The 17,749-nt window shown below is 34.4% G+C and carries 16 protein-coding genes; all 16 read left to right on the plus strand.

Annotated elements, in window-relative coordinates; all coding sequences use genetic code 11:
- Positions 1-167: 167 nt before the first annotated feature.
- The 16 genes from ACED29_RS09425 to rfbA all read left to right on the plus strand — a co-directional run bounded on the left by ACED29_RS09425 (position 168) and on the right by rfbA (position 17,749).
- Positions 168-1,190 (plus strand): hypothetical protein, encoded by a 1,023-nt coding sequence (locus ACED29_RS09425; protein ID WP_371697534.1) that lies wholly within the window; start codon positions 168-170, stop codon positions 1,188-1,190.
- Between the two features lie 98 nt (positions 1,191-1,288).
- Positions 1,289-2,383, plus strand: coding sequence for a hypothetical protein (locus tag ACED29_RS09430; protein ID WP_371697535.1), 1,095 nt, complete (start codon positions 1,289-1,291; stop codon positions 2,381-2,383).
- Positions 2,376-3,653 carry a hypothetical protein gene (locus tag ACED29_RS09435; RefSeq protein WP_371697536.1) on the plus strand — a complete coding sequence of 426 codons (1,278 nt, stop codon included), beginning with the start codon at positions 2,376-2,378 and terminating at the stop codon, positions 3,651-3,653. Before ACED29_RS09430 ends, ACED29_RS09435 begins: the two co-directional genes overlap by 8 nt.
- Positions 3,654-3,656: 3 nt before the next feature.
- Positions 3,657-4,703, plus strand: a complete 1,047-nt coding sequence (locus ACED29_RS09440; RefSeq protein WP_371697537.1) for a polysaccharide biosynthesis protein — start codon at positions 3,657-3,659, stop codon at positions 4,701-4,703.
- Positions 4,704-5,807 (plus strand): NAD-dependent epimerase/dehydratase family protein, encoded by a 1,104-nt coding sequence (locus ACED29_RS09445; RefSeq protein WP_371697538.1) that lies wholly within the window; start codon positions 4,704-4,706, stop codon positions 5,805-5,807.
- A gap of 19 nt (positions 5,808-5,826) precedes the next feature.
- Positions 5,827-6,963 carry a non-hydrolyzing UDP-N-acetylglucosamine 2-epimerase gene (gene wecB, locus ACED29_RS09450; RefSeq protein WP_371697539.1) on the plus strand — a complete coding sequence of 379 codons (1,137 nt, stop codon included), beginning with the start codon at positions 5,827-5,829 and terminating at the stop codon, positions 6,961-6,963.
- Complete coding sequence (locus tag ACED29_RS09455) at positions 6,953-8,056, plus strand: glycosyltransferase (protein ID WP_371697540.1); 1,104 nt, start codon at positions 6,953-6,955, stop codon at positions 8,054-8,056. The genes wecB and ACED29_RS09455 overlap by 11 nt, the downstream gene beginning before the upstream one ends.
- A complete protein-coding gene (locus ACED29_RS09460) occupies positions 8,057-8,599 on the plus strand; it encodes an acyltransferase (protein ID WP_371697541.1) in 543 nt (180 codons plus the stop codon).
- Between the two features lie 171 nt (positions 8,600-8,770).
- Positions 8,771-9,589 carry a hypothetical protein gene (locus tag ACED29_RS09465; protein ID WP_371697542.1) on the plus strand — a complete coding sequence of 273 codons (819 nt, stop codon included), beginning with the start codon at positions 8,771-8,773 and terminating at the stop codon, positions 9,587-9,589.
- Positions 9,590-10,107: 518 nt separating this feature from the next.
- Positions 10,108-10,662: a sugar transferase gene (locus ACED29_RS09470; RefSeq protein ID WP_371697569.1), complete on the plus strand. Its 555-nt coding sequence runs from the start codon at positions 10,108-10,110 to the stop codon at positions 10,660-10,662.
- A gap of 24 nt (positions 10,663-10,686) precedes the next feature.
- Complete coding sequence (locus ACED29_RS09475; protein ID WP_371697543.1) at positions 10,687-11,853, plus strand: nucleotide sugar dehydrogenase; 1,167 nt, start codon at positions 10,687-10,689, stop codon at positions 11,851-11,853.
- Between the two features lie 35 nt (positions 11,854-11,888).
- A complete protein-coding gene (locus ACED29_RS09480; protein ID WP_371697544.1) occupies positions 11,889-12,896 on the plus strand; it encodes an NAD-dependent epimerase in 1,008 nt (335 codons plus the stop codon).
- Positions 12,897-12,908: 12 nt separating this feature from the next.
- On the plus strand, positions 12,909-13,796 hold the full coding sequence (gene galU, locus ACED29_RS09485) for a UTP--glucose-1-phosphate uridylyltransferase GalU (RefSeq protein WP_371697545.1): 888 nt from the start codon (positions 12,909-12,911) through the stop codon (positions 13,794-13,796).
- A 302-nt stretch (positions 13,797-14,098) separates the two neighbouring features.
- The gene (gene glmM / locus ACED29_RS09490) at positions 14,099-15,448 is read left to right on the plus strand and encodes a phosphoglucosamine mutase (protein ID WP_371697546.1); all 1,350 of its coding nucleotides are present in this window, start codon (positions 14,099-14,101) and stop codon (positions 15,446-15,448) included.
- A gap of 267 nt (positions 15,449-15,715) precedes the next feature.
- Complete coding sequence (rfbB, locus tag ACED29_RS09495) at positions 15,716-16,801, plus strand: dTDP-glucose 4,6-dehydratase (protein WP_371697547.1); 1,086 nt, start codon at positions 15,716-15,718, stop codon at positions 16,799-16,801.
- Between the two features lie 78 nt (positions 16,802-16,879).
- On the plus strand, positions 16,880-17,749 hold the full coding sequence (gene rfbA, locus ACED29_RS09500) for a glucose-1-phosphate thymidylyltransferase RfbA (RefSeq protein WP_371697548.1): 870 nt from the start codon (positions 16,880-16,882) through the stop codon (positions 17,747-17,749).

Here is a 17,749-nt window from a genome sequence, read left to right on the forward strand (position 1 = left end):
TAGTTTTTAAATGTTAATACATTAATTCTGATTAATTCATTAATTCATTAATCCTTAGATTGCTATAGTTGATGAGTGAAATCCTAATCTCTAAAATGAATTTAGTAAGTATGGTTAAGTCTGTTTTTATTTTTGTATTTGTTAGTTTTAATTAAGTGAGTTTTATAATGAATAAACTTCCGGTTGTTATTTTTATTTTTAAACGTCAGGAAACATTAGACGTCATATTTGAAAGGGTTAGAGAATACAATCCTAATAAAATTTATTTAATTGCAGATGCAGGCAGAAATAGTGCGGAAGAAAAACTGGTTAAAGCAACAAGAGATAAAGCGCTAAATTTAATCGATTGGGATTGTGAAGTAATACAAGACTTCGCAGAAACTAATAAAGGTGTATACGATAGAATAGGTAAGGGGGCATTAAGAGTTTTTGAAAGAGAAAAGGCTGCTATATTTTTAGAAGATGATAATTATCCTTCAACTACATTTTTTAAATATTGTGAAGAAATGATTTCTAAATATGAAGGTGATGATGATATTGCTTGGATTTGTGGAACAAATTATTTAGGTGATTCTAGTTACATAGGCAAAGAAGATTATTATTATACACGTCATTTACTTCCATGTGGTTGGGCTTCATGGTCTGCAAAGTTCACAAGAATATATGATGGCGATCTCATAACATTGAATGATGCAACTGTGGATTTAATGAAGTCCACATATATAGATAAAAGACTATTTGACCAGGAGATTCATACTGTTCGGCAAGCTAAAATAAATCTAAATAGAAATCCTAAGCTTGTTTCATGGGACCGTCAGATGTGTTATTCGATAAGAAGTAGGAAAGTTTTAGGAATTGCACCTAAAGTCAATTTAATTAAAAATATTGGTGTAGATCATCATTCTGAACATGGTGGTGATAGTATGGACAAACCTATGACTGCCCGTTTTTGTGGCGTTGATAATTATGAAATTAATTTCCCTCTCACATCTCCATCAGAAAAAGATATTAACTATCATTTTGAGTCTGAAAATGAAGCTGTTATCTTATATCCTTTCAGTCTTAGATTAAAAAGGAATTTAGGTAGATTTATAAAGAGAGTGTTTTTTGTAGACCCAAATGACAACATAGGAACAGTAAAAACCAAGCTTTCAACATTTGTTAAATATTTCAAGAGAAGTAGAAAGTAAATTTAGGTGTGCAATACCAATTTATGATATATATAAATACGTTCATTATTTTTCTTACAAGCGGTTATGTATTATTATCTACTACATTAGGTATTTATATGTATGCATTTGCCGCTTGTTCAATATTGTTGATGCTCGGAGATATAATACTAAGGAAAAAGCAAGTAAGTTTTAGTTTATTAATTTTTTTATTTTTAACATTAGTGGTAACTGTTTTAAGTTCCTTTGTAAATAATGAGGTTAACTCTATAAATAGTGCTGTTAAAATGATCATAATTTTGTGCTTCTCTTTTGTGTACTGTACTAACTATACTATTGAAAAATCAATTAGCTCATCTTTAAATATAATATTTGTATTGGCCATAGTTAGTTTGGTATTATATTTCAGTGTTAACTTAATGGGGGTTAGTGTTCCATCTTTAAAAATTATAAACTCAAATGATGTAGTATACCATTATTCAGGTGTATATTCTTATTTTGATGGGTTTATGCAGTTTAGAAACAACTCAATATTTTGGGAACCAGGTATTTATGCTTCATTCTTAATTATTGCTCTTTATATGGAGCTTTTTTTTTATAATAATGAACGAAAGACGAGAATATTCATATTTGTAACTGCGTTAATAACAACTTTATCTAGTGCAGGAATTATATTATTTTTTCTATATATCATATCAATCATAATTCGGTTTAGGGTAAGTGCTAAGTCATTGTTTTCTATATTAGTTGGTTTTATTGTTTTTGCTGGTGCTATTTATATGGTAATCGATGTGATTAACTCTCATGGTATAGATCCTATGAGGAGCATCAATAAAGTTATTAATCCAAGTGACACCGAATCTGAACGAATGACTTCTCCAATTAATCTTCTTCATATTTTTTATTTAAATCCTTATTTCGGCTTGGGGTTGGATGGTGCTCTTAATGAGTATACAAAGATAGCCAAAATTAGCTTAACTTCAACCTCTTTAACTTACTTTGCATGTTTTGGAATTATGTCTTTTATTTTTGTTTTTCCTGCTTTATTATTTCTTTATTTAACTAGAACTTTCATTATACAAGCTGCTATTGTTACATTGGTTTATTTTTTGATAATAAATAAAGAATTGCATTTGTTTTTTATAAGTCAATATTTGATTATGTTTTATATTGTTTCCAGTTCTAATATCAAGAAGTTTATTAAGAATGAATAAGTTACTTTCAAATAATGTTATAGGTATGCTTTTTGTCAAGGCATTATCCATGTCTATTAATTTTTTAGTTGTTCCACTTTATTTATTTTATTTTGAAAGTGATAAGCTTGAATTCGGACGCTGGCTCATATTTTTCACCTTATTATCTATTCTTATTGCATTTGACTTTGGTTTAAGTAGTCGGCTCAAAAATGACCTTTTATCAACAAAAGAAGGTTGGGGGCTGAATATAGCAAAAGCAATGGTAGCAAATTTATTTGTCACCTTAATTGTTGTTTTTATATTATTAATAATAAAGCATTATAATGTTTTAAATTTTCTTTCTGAAATTGAAGATAGTAACTTTAACTTAACTTTACTTTTTATTATAGCATTATCACCTTTCAAAGTATCAATTCCAATCTTACAGGCTAAACAAAGAAACTGGTTAAGTGCATTTGTTCTAATTATCCCACAGATATTTATTTTGCTATATTTGTTGATTTTTAAATTTGTTGTTGTTTTGCCATTTGGTCAAGATAATATACTTTTGTATATATTGCTTCTGACAACTTTTTTTAGCTATTTCTCTTGTTTGTTTTTTGTTATTACAAAGTATAAAATAAAAATCTACAAATGTTTTTTTTCAGCATTAAACGTTTTCGATTATACTAGGTCCTCTTTCTCATTTTTCATAACACAAATTTGTTTAATTATATTGATTACAATGAATGATGTTTTTTATGGCTTTTTGGGTTTAGAAGAACTAGTTGTAGATTATCAGTATTACTTTAGAGTCTATTCATTAGTTTTTGTAAGCTTTTCTTCTATTACTGTTCCATTTTGGTCTGCTATTCGTTTTCAATATGTAAATAAAGATTTCGAATCTGTCAGGAAGCTGATTTTTTATCTTTATTATTTATTGATACCAATGTTATTTTCACTCGTGATAATTGGTTTTTTTCTTCAATATGTATTCGATTTTTGGCTGGGAGATGGAACTAAGTTAGTAGACAGTACTTCAGTTTTTTATTTTTCGATTTTATCTATTTCAATGTGTTTGATGTATGTGTTTACTGCGTTATTAAACTCATTTGACGTCATATGGTTTCAAGCAAAAGTTTTGTTATTCGCATCTTTTATTAAGTTTTTAATCATTTTTTTTAGTGGCTATCTTAATGTTTATTTAAAATTTGATGCTGTGATGTTATCAACAGTTATTTCAATGGTTATTGTTGCTTTGCTAGTTGCAAGTAAAGCTATATGTTTTTGTAAGAAATTGGAGGTTTAGTTTATGTTAGATATTTTTTGTGGGAAAGTACTTCTTATCACCGGTGGAACAGGATCTTTTGGTAATGCAGTACTAGATCGTTTCCTTGAAACTAATGTAAAAGAAATTCGAATATTTTCTCGCGATGAGAAAAAGCAAGACGATATGCGAAAAAAATATAATAGCTCGAAGTTAAAGTTTTATATTGGAGATGTTCGTGACTATCAAAGTATTTTAAATGCATCTAGAGGTGTTGATTACATATATCATGCTGCTGCGTTGAAACAAGTTCCTTCTTGCGAATTTCATCCAATGGAAGCGGTGAAAACAAATGTTTTAGGTACAGAGAATGTCCTCGAAGCTGCTATCCAAAATGAAGTTAAGAGAATTGTCTGTTTAAGTACCGATAAAGCTGTTTATCCAATTAATGCCATGGGGATCTCAAAAGCGATGATGGAAAAGGTCATTGTTGCAAAGTCACGCAACGTAGATCCTAATAAAACAGTTATTAGTGCTACGCGTTATGGTAACGTTATGGCTTCTCGTGGTTCAGTTATTCCGCTATTTTTGCGACAGATAATTAACGGTAATGCAATAACAATAACTGATCCAAATATGACTCGCTTTATGATGACGCTAAATGATGCGGTTGATCTTGTTTTGCATGCATTCACTCATGGTGTAAATGGAGATATATTTGTTCAAAAAGCACCTGCTGCAACTATTGATGTGCTAGTTAAAGCGCTAAAAGCAATTACTTCAAAGCCGGATCACCAAGTAAATATTATTGGTACTCGTCACGGTGAAAAACTTTATGAAGCGTTGTGTAGTCGTGAAGAGATGTTTGTTGCTGAAGATCAAGGTGATTATTATCGAATTCCGTCAGATAATAGGGACTTGAATTATTCTCAATATGTTGAAGAAGGTGAACAAGACTTAAGTCTAATTGAAGATTATAACTCACATAACACAGTACGTTTAGATGTTAATGGTATGGTTAAGTTGCTGCATAAGCTTGATTTTATTCCTGATATCGAAGCAGGTAGTTTAATTGTACCAGAGGGGGTTTAAATGAAGATTGTTGTCACTGGTGCAAAAGGCTTTATTGGAAAAAACCTTTGCATAATGCTACGGGAGCACGGTTATCAAGATATTATTGAAGTCGATCGTAATACGACAAGAGAAGAACTTTCCAAGTTTCTTGGTGAAGCAGATTTTGTTTATCATTTAGCCGGTGTTAATCGTCCGAAGAATGAAGCTGAATTTGAACAAGGTAATTCAGATCTTACAACTTATATTGTTGAGCAATTAAAGAGTTATGGAAGACTTGTACCAATTATAATCAGCTCTTCTACGCAGGCTGAACATGATAATCCTTACGGTAAAAGTAAATTATTAGCAGAAAAAACTGTTGAAGAATATGGTAAATTTACAGGGGCTTCTTACTATATATATCGATTTCCAAATGTTTTTGGAAAATGGTGTCGTCCAAACTACAACTCATTTGTTGCTACTTTTTGCTATAACACGCTAAATAATTTAGATATAACTATAAATGACCCATCAGCCTCAGTCACTTTGGTTTATATAGATGATGTATGTCATAGCCTAATCTCACTTTTAAGCGGTTCTATAAACAGTGGTTTTAATAGTGTATTACCCGAATATCCAACTACAGTAGGTTACGTTGCTGACTTACTTGCTGGTTTCAAAAATAGCCGAGATAGTTTAGTTACTGAAAATGTTGGTACGGGTTTCTGTAGAGCCCTTTATTCAACCTATTTAAGTTATATGTCTCCTACTCAATTTAGTTATAACATTCCTAGTTATGGTGATGAGCGTGGTGTTTTTAGCGAAATGTTAAAAACTAAAGATGCCGGTCAATTTTCTTTTTTTACAGCTCACCCAGGCGTTACTCGTGGTGGACATTACCATCATACAAAAAATGAGAAATTTCTCGTAGTGAAAGGAAAAGCCTTGTTCAAGTTTGAACACATTGCAACTGGTGAGTGCTATGAATTGAAAACTGAAAGTGATTTACCTCGAATCGTTGAAACTGTACCTGGGTGGTCGCATGATATTACAAATATAGGTGCTGAAGAGATGATCGTCATGTTATGGGCTAATGAGATCTTTGATCGTGGAGCTCCGGATACTTTTGCTAGACCATTATAATGATATAAGAGATAGTAAAATGAAAAAATTAAAAGTGATGTCAGTGGTTGGTACACGTCCTGAGATTATTCGTTTGTCCCGTGTATTAGCTAAATTAGACGAGCACTGTGACCATATTTTAGTACATACTGGTCAAAATTATGATTTCGAACTCAACCAGGTATTTTTTGATGATCTTGGTGTTCGTAAACCAGATTATTTTTTAAATGCAGCTGGTAAGAATGCTGCAGAAACCATTGGACAAGTGATTATTAAAGTTGACCAAGTACTCGAGGAAGCTAAACCCGAGGCTATGTTAGTCTTGGGGGATACAAATTCTTGTCTTTCTGTAATACCAGCTAAACGCCGCAAAGTTCCCATTTTCCATATGGAAGCAGGTAATCGTTGCTTTGATCTACGTGTACCAGAAGAGACTAACCGTCGAATAGTAGATCACACTGCGGATATAAATCTAACCTACAGCACGATTGCTCGAGATTATTTACTAGCTGAAGGATTGCCTGCTGATCGTATTATAAAAACAGGTAGCCCGATGTTTGAAGTGTTGAATTACTATATGCCTCAAATAGATAATTCAGATGTACTTATTCGTTTGAATTTACAAAAAGGTCAATTTTTTGTTGTTAGTGCCCATCGTGAAGAAAATGTTGATTCTGTTAAACAATTAGCAAAATTAGCAAAAACACTAAATACTGTTGCTGAACACTATAATCTTCCTGTTATTGTATCAACTCATCCTCGAACTCGTAAACGAATTGAAGCGCAAGGAATTGAGTTTCATCAGAATATTCAGTTATTAAAGCCACTTGGTTTTCATGATTATAATCATCTGCAAAAAAATGCAAAAGCCGTGCTTTCTGACAGTGGCACTATTAATGAAGAATCTTCGATTATGAATTTTCCAGCATTGAATATACGTGAGACTCACGAGCGACCTGAGGGTATGGAAGAAACTTCTGTTATGATGGTAGGTTTTAACGTTGATCGTGTAATGCAAGCACTTCAAATACTAGAATCGCAATCAAAGGGAGATGAACGCCTTTTACGTCTTGTTTCAGATTACAGTATGCCGAATGTGTCGGATAAAATAGTTAGAATTATTCATTCTTATACCGATTATGTTAAACGAGTTGTATGGAAACGATATGAGTATTAACGTTTTTTATATTGGTCCTTTTAATTTCCCCAATGGTGGTGCAGCTGCTAGAAGAATTTTGGGGAATATTTACGCACTTAAAGACAATGGCGTTAACGTTCATGTAATCGATGGTAAAAGTACTATTGGAGATAATTACCAATTTGGCGTTAATGTGACTAGTGTAGGAGAGAGGCCAAAAAAAGAAGATAATATTTTCAAGAAAATTTACAAATATTTTACAATAGGTAGTGGTTCAATTAAGTACATTGATAATCTAAAGTTAAAGCCTGATGCAATTATTCTATATAGTGGCTATTCCCCTTACTTATTGAGGTTGCTTCCATATTGTAAGAAACACAAAATAAAATTGATTTTTGATTGTGTTGAATGGTATGCGCCAGCTAGTATGCTTGGTTATTTAAAACCATATTATTGGAATATAGAGTATGCAATGAGATTTTTAATTCCAAGATGTGATGCTGTTATTTGCATTAGTACTTATCTTGAGTCATATTACTTTAAGAAAACAATAGTTTCGCGTATTCCTCCCACTTTATCAGTAGCTGACATGCCATCAAAGAGTGAATCATTTGTTTATGACATTAAAAAAACAATTAAGTTAGTTTATACTGGAAATCCAGGTCATAAAGACAAATTGAAAGAGATTGTAGATATTGTAAAAGTATTACCTAGTTTTGAATTACATATAGCCGGAGTTCATGGGGAAAATTCAAGTAATATTTTTTTCTATGGTCAGTTAGATTATCATGATTCTATAGCATTAGTATCAAATTCCCATTTTTCTATTCTATTAAGGCCTGATAATATTATTTCAAAAGCTGGTTTTTCTACCAAAGTTGTTGAAAGTATGTCTTGTGGTACGCCCGTAATTACAAATAACACTGGAGATTTGGGTAGTATTATTAATGATAGTGTAAATGGTTTCATATTTGAAGGTGTAAAGAGTGAAGATTTACATGCTAAATTATTAAAAATATTGCAATCCGATAATTTTAACTACAACAACATGTCCAGTAAGTCTAAAACTACAGCCTTGCGGGTATTTGATTATGCCCTATATAAAGATCAAATATTAAGGTTGGTAAACTAAATGTTCATTAAGAAATTTTTATTGATTTTAAAGATGTTGGCATTGTTGTTTTATAATAAATTATTATATGGCAGAAGTCTCAAGTTAAACAGTCTTAAGGTATTTGTTGATGGTGAAATAATTGTCGAGCGTGAAGGTGTTGTTAACTTTGTTGGAACAGTTCATGCTAGACGTTATTCATTTTTGAATGTACAAGGTGGTGTTCTAACAATCGGTGATAAAGTTTTTTTTAATAGGAATTGTTCTTTAAATTGCAGGGGGCGGATTTCCATTGGTGATGGATGTCTATTTGGTGAAAATGTGAAAGTTTATGATCATGATCATGAGTTTTCTTTTGACAACGGTGTATCTCCCAGTAAATTCAAAGTTGAACCAATTTCTATTGGAATAAATACTTGGATCGGTAGTAATGTTATAATTCTTAAAGGAGTCAATATAGGCTCTAATAGTGTTATAGGGGCAGGATCTATAGTAACTAAAGATGTAGGTGATAATGTTATCTTCTATCAGAAAAGAGAAGCCAAAGAAATTAATATTACCTAATTAAACATTTTGTTAACACACTTAGTGTTGAAAGAATTCTTACGATTATCGTTTTTAAGTATAGCTGAATATATGTAGCATTTCGTTATGTATTTTTTATTATAATCGGATTTTAATATGTTGTTTTTAAATGATAAGTCATTGTATAACTTAAGGTACCGGAAGCGTTTAATGCTTAAGTTAGAAGAAAAAGGGCTTCAATGCATATCGATAGGTTTGTTCGATGGATGGAAAAATTTTTTTGTACTAATTTATCAGATGTGGAAAAGTAAAAAAGTATTTTCATCTAATATGAAATCTAATGTTTTTTCACTCTTGTTCTTCTGGAAATATGGAGTTGTTCTAGTTAATGGAATGGGTAGGCATCGAGGGCGCAAGTCCTTCAGATTTTTTTTATTGATTCTATTTAGAATAAATTGGAAAAAAAGGATAATTTTTCAAAATTATTACGATTTCAGGTATTATCGTAAATTTTCAAGTAGCTCTATATATTGGGTACCAGGGTCTGGTGGTTCTATAAGAGAAGTAGGTTGTTCTAGTCTTGATATTATAGTGGTTTCTAGAAACGATAAATTGCCGATTATTTCAAAGGCTATAATAGATTATGCAGGGACTGTTTCTGACAAAGTAAGGTTCCAAGTCATTGGTTGTGATGATTTTTCTGTATCAAGTATATTTGATTCATCTACCCAAGTAATTGGATTAGGTTTTATCCCACAGGATGACATATTTAAGTCAAGTTCTTATTTTTTTCAACCTTATGGTTATGGAGAAGGTGTCCCCCATACACTTGTAGATGCTATTGTATCAAAAATGAATATAATTATTTCAAAGCGTGATTATATTGGTTTTGGTTTGGCTAAATTAGATTTTAAATACTCAGTGCTGAACGGGAAATGGGTTTCACTTGAATATGATATTGCTCACGCAAATTTATTAGAAGAGAATGTTATACTTAGCAAGTACATAGAGATTATTAACATCCATTAAGTCGATGTAATATTTTACTTATTCAGTACGGATATTTTTCATAATGATTTTTTTTGTGAATTTTACATCTAATTTTCTTAAAAAATCTATAAAATCTAAAATAGATGTTATTCTAATAGGTTTTATTTAAATAGATTTTTCTATGTTTCATCAAGAGGATGATTTATGACCTTCAATGCGAGGTGAATGTGGTTTTTTGAAACATTTATTTTTGTATTCGATGCGTTTAGTGTTTTTTTTTGATATTAACGTGAGTTAAATGGTTTTAATATATTTATTTTAAATTAATCTTAATGTCAGTTTTTTGAAAAGGTTCTACTTTAAGGGTAGTAGTCTAAATGTTATCTATCTGCTGAATGTTTCCCTTTGGTTTATATATTTTTATAATATCTGATTGGTTGCTTTAGTCTTAGTTAAATTTTTTGATCTTTTTTTGCATTGTAATTTTATATGTTAATTTGCACAGTCTTTATATCTTTGAAGTAGGTACTTTCTTGGTTTTTCATGATATTAGGAAAATGTCTAGGTTTTTTGATTTTATTATAGCTTTTTTTGCTATAGTCTTCATATCTCCATTATTGACAGCAGTAATAATATTTTGTTTTTTTGATACAGGTTCACCTATTTTTATTCAGGACCGTGTTGGACGAAATAAGCGTGTGTTTAAATTGATAAAGTTTCGAACAATGAAAATAGATACAGTAAGTACTGCTAGTCATTTTGTTAGTGACGAAAATATAACCAAGTTGGGTTTTTTATTGCGAAAAACCAAAATAGATGAATTACCACAGTTATTTAATGTGTTATGTGGTGATATGAGTTTAGTCGGTCCACGTCCTAATTTGCCTAACCAATTCGAATTGATTTATGAAAGAGATAGTCTAGGGATCTATAGTGAATTACCAGGTATGACTGGTTTAGCTCAAGTCCAGAACATTGATATGTCAACGCCTGCTTTACTTGCAAAAACTGATAAGGAGATGATTGATAACTTTAACTTTAATAATTATTTTAAATATATCATCATGACCGTCACCGGTAGTGGTTCAGGTGATGCAGTAAAGCCTAAATAATTACTCGTTAGAAGAGATGTAATAATGAAAATTGCAGTTGCTGGTACAGGTTATGTAGGTTTATCAAATTCAATGCTTCTTGCTCAACATCATGAAGTTGTTGCAATTGATATTGTAAGTGAAAAAATAGAGTTGTTGAATAGTAACCAATCTCCAATAATAGATACTGAAATATCCGATTTTTTAACAAAAAAATCTTTGAATTTTACTGCTACGCTGGACATAGTAATTGCTTATATAAATGCTGATTTTGTTATTATTGCGACGCCAACCGATTATGACGCACAAACTAATTATTTTAATACAGACTCTGTAGAGGCGGTCATTAAAGATGTCATAACCATTAACCCGAATGCGGTGATGGTGATTAAGTCTACTGTACCCGTTGGCTACACCAAAAGTGTACGTGAGAAGTTTAATACCGACAATATCATCTTTTCGCCTGAGTTTTTACGTGAAGGTAAGGCACTACACGACAACTTGTATCCGTCGCGTATTATTGTCGGTGAACGTTCTCATCGAGCTAAAATTTTTGCTGATTTATTAGTGCAAGGTGCAATTAAAAAAGATATTGATGTGTTGTTTACTGATTCAACCGAAGCTGAAGCGGTTAAATTATTCTCAAATACTTACCTTGCTATGCGCGTGGCGTATTTTAACGAGCTTGATACATATGCCGAGTCTCATGGTTTAGATGCAAAGCAAATTATCGAAGGTGTGAGTTTAGACCCTCGTATTGGTAACCACTATAATAACCCTTCTTTTGGCTATGGAGGGTATTGTTTACCAAAAGATACTAAGCAATTACGTGCTAACTATGCTGATGTGCCGAACAGTATTATAGGAGCAATTGTTGACGCTAACTCTACTCGAAAAGACTTTATAGCTGATTCAATTTTAAAACGTAATCCTAAGCGTGTTGGTATATACCGTTTAATTATGAAGACTGGTTCTGATAACTTTAGAGCCTCTAGTATTCAAGGAATTATGAAACGAATTAAGGCAAAAGGCGTTGAAGTCGTTGTCTATGAGCCTGTATTTGATGAAGATGAGTTTTTTCACTCTAGAGTAATTAAAGATCTAACTGAGTTTAAAGCAAGCTGTGATGTGATTGTATCTAACCGTATGGTTAATGAAATCCGTGATGTAGTAGATAAAGTCTACACTCGTGATATATTTGGTTCTGATTAAGAGTTAATTGCTTTTATTAATATATTGAGATTTTTATGAAATACTTAGTTACTGGTGCTGCTGGTTTTATCGGCAGTGCTGTCGCAGAAAAATTAACTTATTTAGGACACCAGGTTGTTGGTATAGATAACTTAAATGATTACTATGATGTTAATTTAAAGCATGCTCGATTAAAGCGTATAGAACATGACAATTTTCAATTAAAAGTTATGGATATATCTGACCGCGATGCAGTTAGTTCTCTATTTGAAATTGAGCAATTCGACCGCGTCATTCATTTAGCGGCTCAAGCTGGTGTTCGTTATTCTATTGAAAATCCACATGCTTATGTAGATTCTAATTTAGTAGGTCATTTAAACATATTAGAAGGATGCCGTAACACCAATGTAAAGCACCTCGTATATGCTTCCTCTAGTTCAGTATACGGTTTAAATGCTAAGACGCCATTTTCCACAGAAGATAGTGTTGATCATCCAGTTTCACTTTATGCTGCTACGAAAAAGTCTAACGAGTTAATGGCCCATAGTTATTCTCACCTTTATAATATTCCAACCACTGGACTTCGTTTTTTTACCGTTTATGGCAGTTGGGGCCGCCCCGATATGGCTCCTTATATTTTCACTAAAAAGATTTTAAATAGTGAAACCATAGATATCAATAATAATGGTGATATGTGGCGTGATTTTACTCATGTAGTTGATATTGTTGAGGGGGTAATACGAATTGCTGATGTCATTCCAAGTAGAGATAATTCGTGGACAGTTGAGAGAGGTTCCCCGGCTACGAGTTCAGCTCCCTATGCTATATATAATATAGGGCATGGTTCACCAATCAATTTGATGGGTTTTGTAGAAGCTATTGAAGATGAATTAGGTATTGAAGCAAAGAAAAACTTTAGGGAAATGCAACCCGGTGATGTATATCAAACCTACGCTGAAGTTGAAAATTTATTTACTGCAACTGGTTATAAACCAAAAGTAGGGGTTAAAGAGGGAGTTGCTGAGTTTGTTTGTTGGTTTAAAAACTTTTATCAAATTAAATAGGTGAGTATTATTATGAAAGTTGTTATTCCTGTAGCGGGTTTAGGTACGCGAATGTTACCGGCAACCAAAGCCATTCCGAAAGAGATGTTGCCTTTAGTTGATAAACCATTAATTCAATATATCGTCAATGAGTGTGTGGCTGCCGGTGTTAAAGAAATTGTGCTCGTCACTCATGCCAGTAAAAATGCGATTGAAAACCACTTTGATAAATCCTATGAGCTTGAATCAACTTTAGAAAAACGCGTAAAACGTCAGCTTCTTGAAGAGGTCCAAGCGATTTGTCCTAAAGATGTGACCATTATGCATGTGCGTCAAGGCGAAGCCAAAGGCTTAGGTCATGCGGTATTATGTGCTTACCCTTGTATCGGTAATAACCCATTTGCGGTTGTGCTTCCTGATGTTGTGTTAGATGAATATACTGCTAATCAAAAAACTGAAAACCTAGCCGCAATGATAGCGCGTTACAAAGCTACATTTGCTAGCCAAATTATGGTGGCTCCTGTACCTGAATCTGACGTCAATAAATACGGCATAGCCGATTGTAATGGTGTTGAGATAACTCCTGGTGATTCTGCTAAAATCAAGAGGATGGTTGAAAAACCTGCTGTTGGTGAAGCCCCGTCTAATCTAGCTGTTGTTGGCCGTTATGTATTATCAGAAAAGATCTGGCGATTACTGGCTAAAACACCTGCTGGTGCAGGAGACGAGATTCAGCTAACTGACGCGATTGATATGCTGATTGAACAAGATACCGTTGAAGCCTTTAACATGACTGGTAAATCGCATGATTGTGGCGATAAACTGGGATACATGAACGCTTTTGTTGAGTATGGACTGCGCGATGCTAAATTGGGTGCAGATTTCAAAAAAAGCGTTGAAAAGATTCTGCTTGAACAGTAACACTTAATTATCATGTGCTTTTAAACCAACTATCGTTTAGTTGGTTTTTTGCTTTTTGGAATTGGCTAAAAGCCTAGAGCGCCTGCTAGGACGCTACACTGCTAGATGTTAGGAATAGGGCACCTGCGGTTGTTAGATGCTATACAATCAACAGACTAGTCGTACTGTGACTCAATGTTAGCAGCGAAGCTGTCCCTAGAAGCGAAGCGATCCTAGCAGGACGCTCTCCGCTCTCTGGCGAGCCTGCGAATTCCTAGAACCTAGCAAGACTAGGTACTTAAATTTTTTATATTGGAGTTTTTATGTCTCGTAAGTATTTTGGCACCGATGGTGTCCGTGGAAAGGTGGGGACATTTCCTATTACGCCTGATTTTGCTATGAAGTTAGGTTGGGCTGCCGGTAAAGTATTAGCATCCACCGGCACCCAGGAAGTATTGATTGGTAAAGATACTCGTAGCAGTGGTTATATGTTGGAGTCTGCTATTGAGGCTGGTTTGTCTGCTGCTGGTGTGAATGTAGCTTTAATTGGCCCTATGCCTACGCCTGCAGTGGCATATTTAGCGTCAACCTTTCGAGCAGATGCCGGGGTAGTGATCAGTGCATCCCATAATCCTTTTTATGATAATGGCATTAAGTTTTTCTCAAATTCTGGCACTAAGCTTAATGACGAGCAAGAGCTTGAAATTGAAGCATTGTTAGATCAAGCCCTTAATCATAATGCGATGGAATGTGTTTCATCTGAATTGTTAGGTAAAGTACGCCGTATTACTGATGCTGCTGGTCGTTATATTGAGTTTTGCAAAGGTGTTTTTGCTAAAGACTTAACTTTAGCTGGCCTTAAAATTGTCGTCGATAGTGCCAATGGCGCTGCTTATCATATTGCACCCAATGTATACCGTGAGTTAGGTGCTGAAGTCATTAGTATTAATGACAAACCTAATGGCACCAATATTAACGACCATTGCGGCGCGACACATTTAGACAGCTTGCAAACTGCAGTCATGGTGCACGAAGCTGACTTAGGTATTGCGATGGACGGTGATGCTGACCGAGTGATGTTTGTTGACCATAATGGCCACGTAGTGGATGGTGACCAAATTTTATATATTCTGGCTAAAACAGCCAAGCAGCAAGGCACATTAAGTGGCGGTATTGTTGGCACATTAATGTCAAACCTTGGTCTCGAGATCGCGTTAAAAGAAATGGATATTCCATTTAAGCGTGCCAAAGTGGGCGACCGTTATGTGGTTGAGCAATTAACAGCCACTGGCTGGCGCATTGGTGGCGAAGGTTCTGGTCATATTTTGCACCTTGACCATGCCTCTACTGGTGATGCTGTTGTGGCGTCATTATTAGTATTACAAGCGGTATTACAATCTGGCCAGTCATTAGCTGAGATAGTATCGGGTATGAAAAAGTTACCGCAAGTACTGCTTAATGTCCGCTTAACCGCTAACAATGCTGATGAAATCTTAGCGTCAGCAGCCGTAAAGCAAGCTTTGATAGAAGCCGAAGCCGTACTCGCTGATAACGGCCGTGTGCTACTGAGAAAGTCGGGTACCGAGCCTCTTATCCGCGTAATGGTTGAATCAACCGATATTGAAATGTCGCAAGCCCAAGCTGAACATATAGCAAAAGCAGTTCGGGCATAACGTTTAGGTAATGACCTGAAGACTAGCTTGTTCGCCACAGTCTAAACGTGGCGAACCTAAATTTATCTAACTGCTATGTTGAGGTTTATCAAAGCAGTAAATTTAATACTTACTCGATACAGTGAAGATAAAGCTGCCTAAAAGTTGAGTGAAATTATTTAAGATGCGTCATTAGATTGAAAGTAATAGTCGCTGTTATTGATGATTAAATCTAAGTAGAACCTACTTTTAGACAATTTCAGATACTTTGGAAACACAAGTATAAAAATGAATATTTTAGTCACCGGTGGTGCAGGTTTTATTGGCTCAGCATTAGTACGCCATATCATCAATAACACTCAAGATAGCGTCATTAATGTTGATAAATTGACCTATGCTGGTAATCTTGAATCGTTAGCGAATATAGCGTCAAGTGATCGATATGTGTTCGAACAAGTCGATATTTGTGACCGTGCAGAATTAGATAGAGTGTTTACACAACACAAACCTGATGCAGTGATGCACTTAGCGGCAGAGTCTCACGTTGATCGGTCAATTACCGGACCAACAGACTTTATTCAAACCAACATTGTGGGTACATATACACTTCTTGAAGCGACGAGAGAATATTGGAATTCCTTATCAGTCGATGCCAAGAAAGCATTTCGCTTTCATCATATCTCTACAGATGAAGTATACGGCGATTTACCTCACCCGGATGAGCAAGAAGGCCTAGCGATAAATCAAGAGTTACCTTTATTTACGGAAGGCACTGCTTATGCGCCAAGTAGCCCTTATTCAGCATCTAAAGCATCAAGTGATCACCTAGTTAGATCGTGGTTACGTACGTACGGATTACCAACCGTTGTGACTAACTGCTCTAACAACTATGGTCCATACCAGTTTCCAGAGAAGTTGATCCCATTAGTTATTATGAATGCGTTAGACGGTAAATTATTGCCCATTTATGGTAAAGGTGATCAAATTCGTGATTGGTTGTTTGTCGAAGACCATGCTCGGGCACTCTACAAAGTACTCACTGCAGGAAAAGTAGGTGAAACCTATAATATAGGTGGTCACAATGAAAAACGAAATATTGAAGTGGTAAAGGCTATTTGCAGTATTTTAGACATCCTAGTGCCTAAAGGCACTTTATACGCTGAGCAAATCACTTATGTGACAGACCGTCCTGGTCATGACCGTCGTTATGCCATTGATGCAAGTAAAATGAGCAATGAACTCAACTGGCAACCACAAGAAACATTTGAGACAGGCTTACGTAAAACCATTGAGTGGTATTTAATAAACCCAGCTTGGTGCCAACATGTACAGGATGGTTCATACCAACACGAACGTTTATGCATAGATGCTTGATGTATTTTTTAACTTTTTTGCTAGAACCGAGAACCGAGAACCGAGAACCGAGAACCGAGAACCGAGAACAGGACATTTATGAAAGGAATTATTTTAGCGGGCGGTTCTGGGAGTCGTTTATACCCACTTACGCGAAGTGTATCAAAACAGTTATTGCCTGTTTACGATAAACCCATGATCTATTATCCCTTGTCAACATTAATGCTTGCAGGAATAAGCGACATATTGATAATTACCACGCCAGAAGACAGCGAAAATTTCAAACGTTTACTCGGTGATGGTGCTGATTTTGGTATCAAACTAACATATGCAGTGCAACCTTCACCAGATGGACTCGCTCAAGCATTTTTGATCGGTGAAGCATTTATCGGTAAAGACAGTGTTTGTTTAGTCTTGGGTGATAATATTTTCTATGGTCAATCCTTTAGTAAAACACTTAAGAGTGCAGCTAATAAAACACACGGAGCAACTATTTTTGGCTATCAAGTCAAAGATCCAGAAAGATTTGGTGTAGTTGAATTTGATGAAAATATGAAAGCCATATCGATTGAGGAAAAACCTACCAAGCCTAAATCAAATTATGCTGTTACAGGCTTATATTTCTATGATAACAAGGTTGTTGATATGGCAAAGCAAGTTAAGCCATCACTCCGTGGAGAGTTAGAAATAACGACGCTAAACGAAATGTATTTAAATCAAGGTAATTTGAATGTTGAGTTACTTGGCCGTGGCTTTGCTTGGTTAGATACTGGCACCCATGAAAGTTTACACGAGGCCTCTTCTTTTGTGCAGACCATTGAGAATGTGCAAGGGCTAAAAATTGCTTGTTTAGAAGAAATAGCTTGGCGTAATGGTTGGTTAAGCTCAGAGCAACTTACTGAAATAGCGGTACCGATAATGAATAATCATTATGGTCAATATTTAGATCGTTTAATTAACGAGGCTTAA

This window comes from Shewanella sp. 5S214, from assembly GCF_041439795.1.
Taxonomy (GTDB): Bacteria; Pseudomonadota; Gammaproteobacteria; order Enterobacterales; family Shewanellaceae; genus Shewanella; species Shewanella vesiculosa.

Excerpts from the sequence above, each read along its gene's own strand:
- ACED29_RS09425 (WP_371697534.1), top strand. The coding sequence starts at position 168 with ATGAATAAACTTCCGGTTGTTATTTTTATTTTTAAACGTCAGGAAACA.
- ACED29_RS09430 (WP_371697535.1), top strand. The coding sequence starts at position 1,289 with ATGTATGCATTTGCCGCTTGTTCAATATTGTTGATGCTCGGAGATATA.
- ACED29_RS09435 (WP_371697536.1), top strand. The coding sequence starts at position 2,376 with ATGAATAAGTTACTTTCAAATAATGTTATAGGTATGCTTTTTGTCAAG.
- ACED29_RS09440 (WP_371697537.1), top strand. The coding sequence starts at position 3,657 with ATGTTAGATATTTTTTGTGGGAAAGTACTTCTTATCACCGGTGGAACA.
- ACED29_RS09445 (WP_371697538.1), top strand. The coding sequence starts at position 4,704 with ATGAAGATTGTTGTCACTGGTGCAAAAGGCTTTATTGGAAAAAACCTT.
- wecB (WP_371697539.1), top strand. The coding sequence starts at position 5,827 with ATGAAAAAATTAAAAGTGATGTCAGTGGTTGGTACACGTCCTGAGATT.
- ACED29_RS09455 (WP_371697540.1), top strand. The coding sequence starts at position 6,953 with ATGAGTATTAACGTTTTTTATATTGGTCCTTTTAATTTCCCCAATGGT.
- ACED29_RS09460 (WP_371697541.1), top strand. The coding sequence starts at position 8,057 with ATGTTCATTAAGAAATTTTTATTGATTTTAAAGATGTTGGCATTGTTG.
- ACED29_RS09465 (WP_371697542.1), top strand. The coding sequence starts at position 8,771 with ATGCTTAAGTTAGAAGAAAAAGGGCTTCAATGCATATCGATAGGTTTG.
- ACED29_RS09470 (WP_371697569.1), top strand. The coding sequence starts at position 10,108 with ATGTCTAGGTTTTTTGATTTTATTATAGCTTTTTTTGCTATAGTCTTC.
- ACED29_RS09475 (WP_371697543.1), top strand. The coding sequence starts at position 10,687 with ATGAAAATTGCAGTTGCTGGTACAGGTTATGTAGGTTTATCAAATTCA.
- ACED29_RS09480 (WP_371697544.1), top strand. The coding sequence starts at position 11,889 with ATGAAATACTTAGTTACTGGTGCTGCTGGTTTTATCGGCAGTGCTGTC.
- galU (WP_371697545.1), top strand. The coding sequence starts at position 12,909 with ATGAAAGTTGTTATTCCTGTAGCGGGTTTAGGTACGCGAATGTTACCG.
- glmM (WP_371697546.1), top strand. The coding sequence starts at position 14,099 with ATGTCTCGTAAGTATTTTGGCACCGATGGTGTCCGTGGAAAGGTGGGG.
- rfbB (WP_371697547.1), top strand. The coding sequence starts at position 15,716 with ATGAATATTTTAGTCACCGGTGGTGCAGGTTTTATTGGCTCAGCATTA.
- rfbA (WP_371697548.1), top strand. The coding sequence starts at position 16,880 with ATGAAAGGAATTATTTTAGCGGGCGGTTCTGGGAGTCGTTTATACCCA.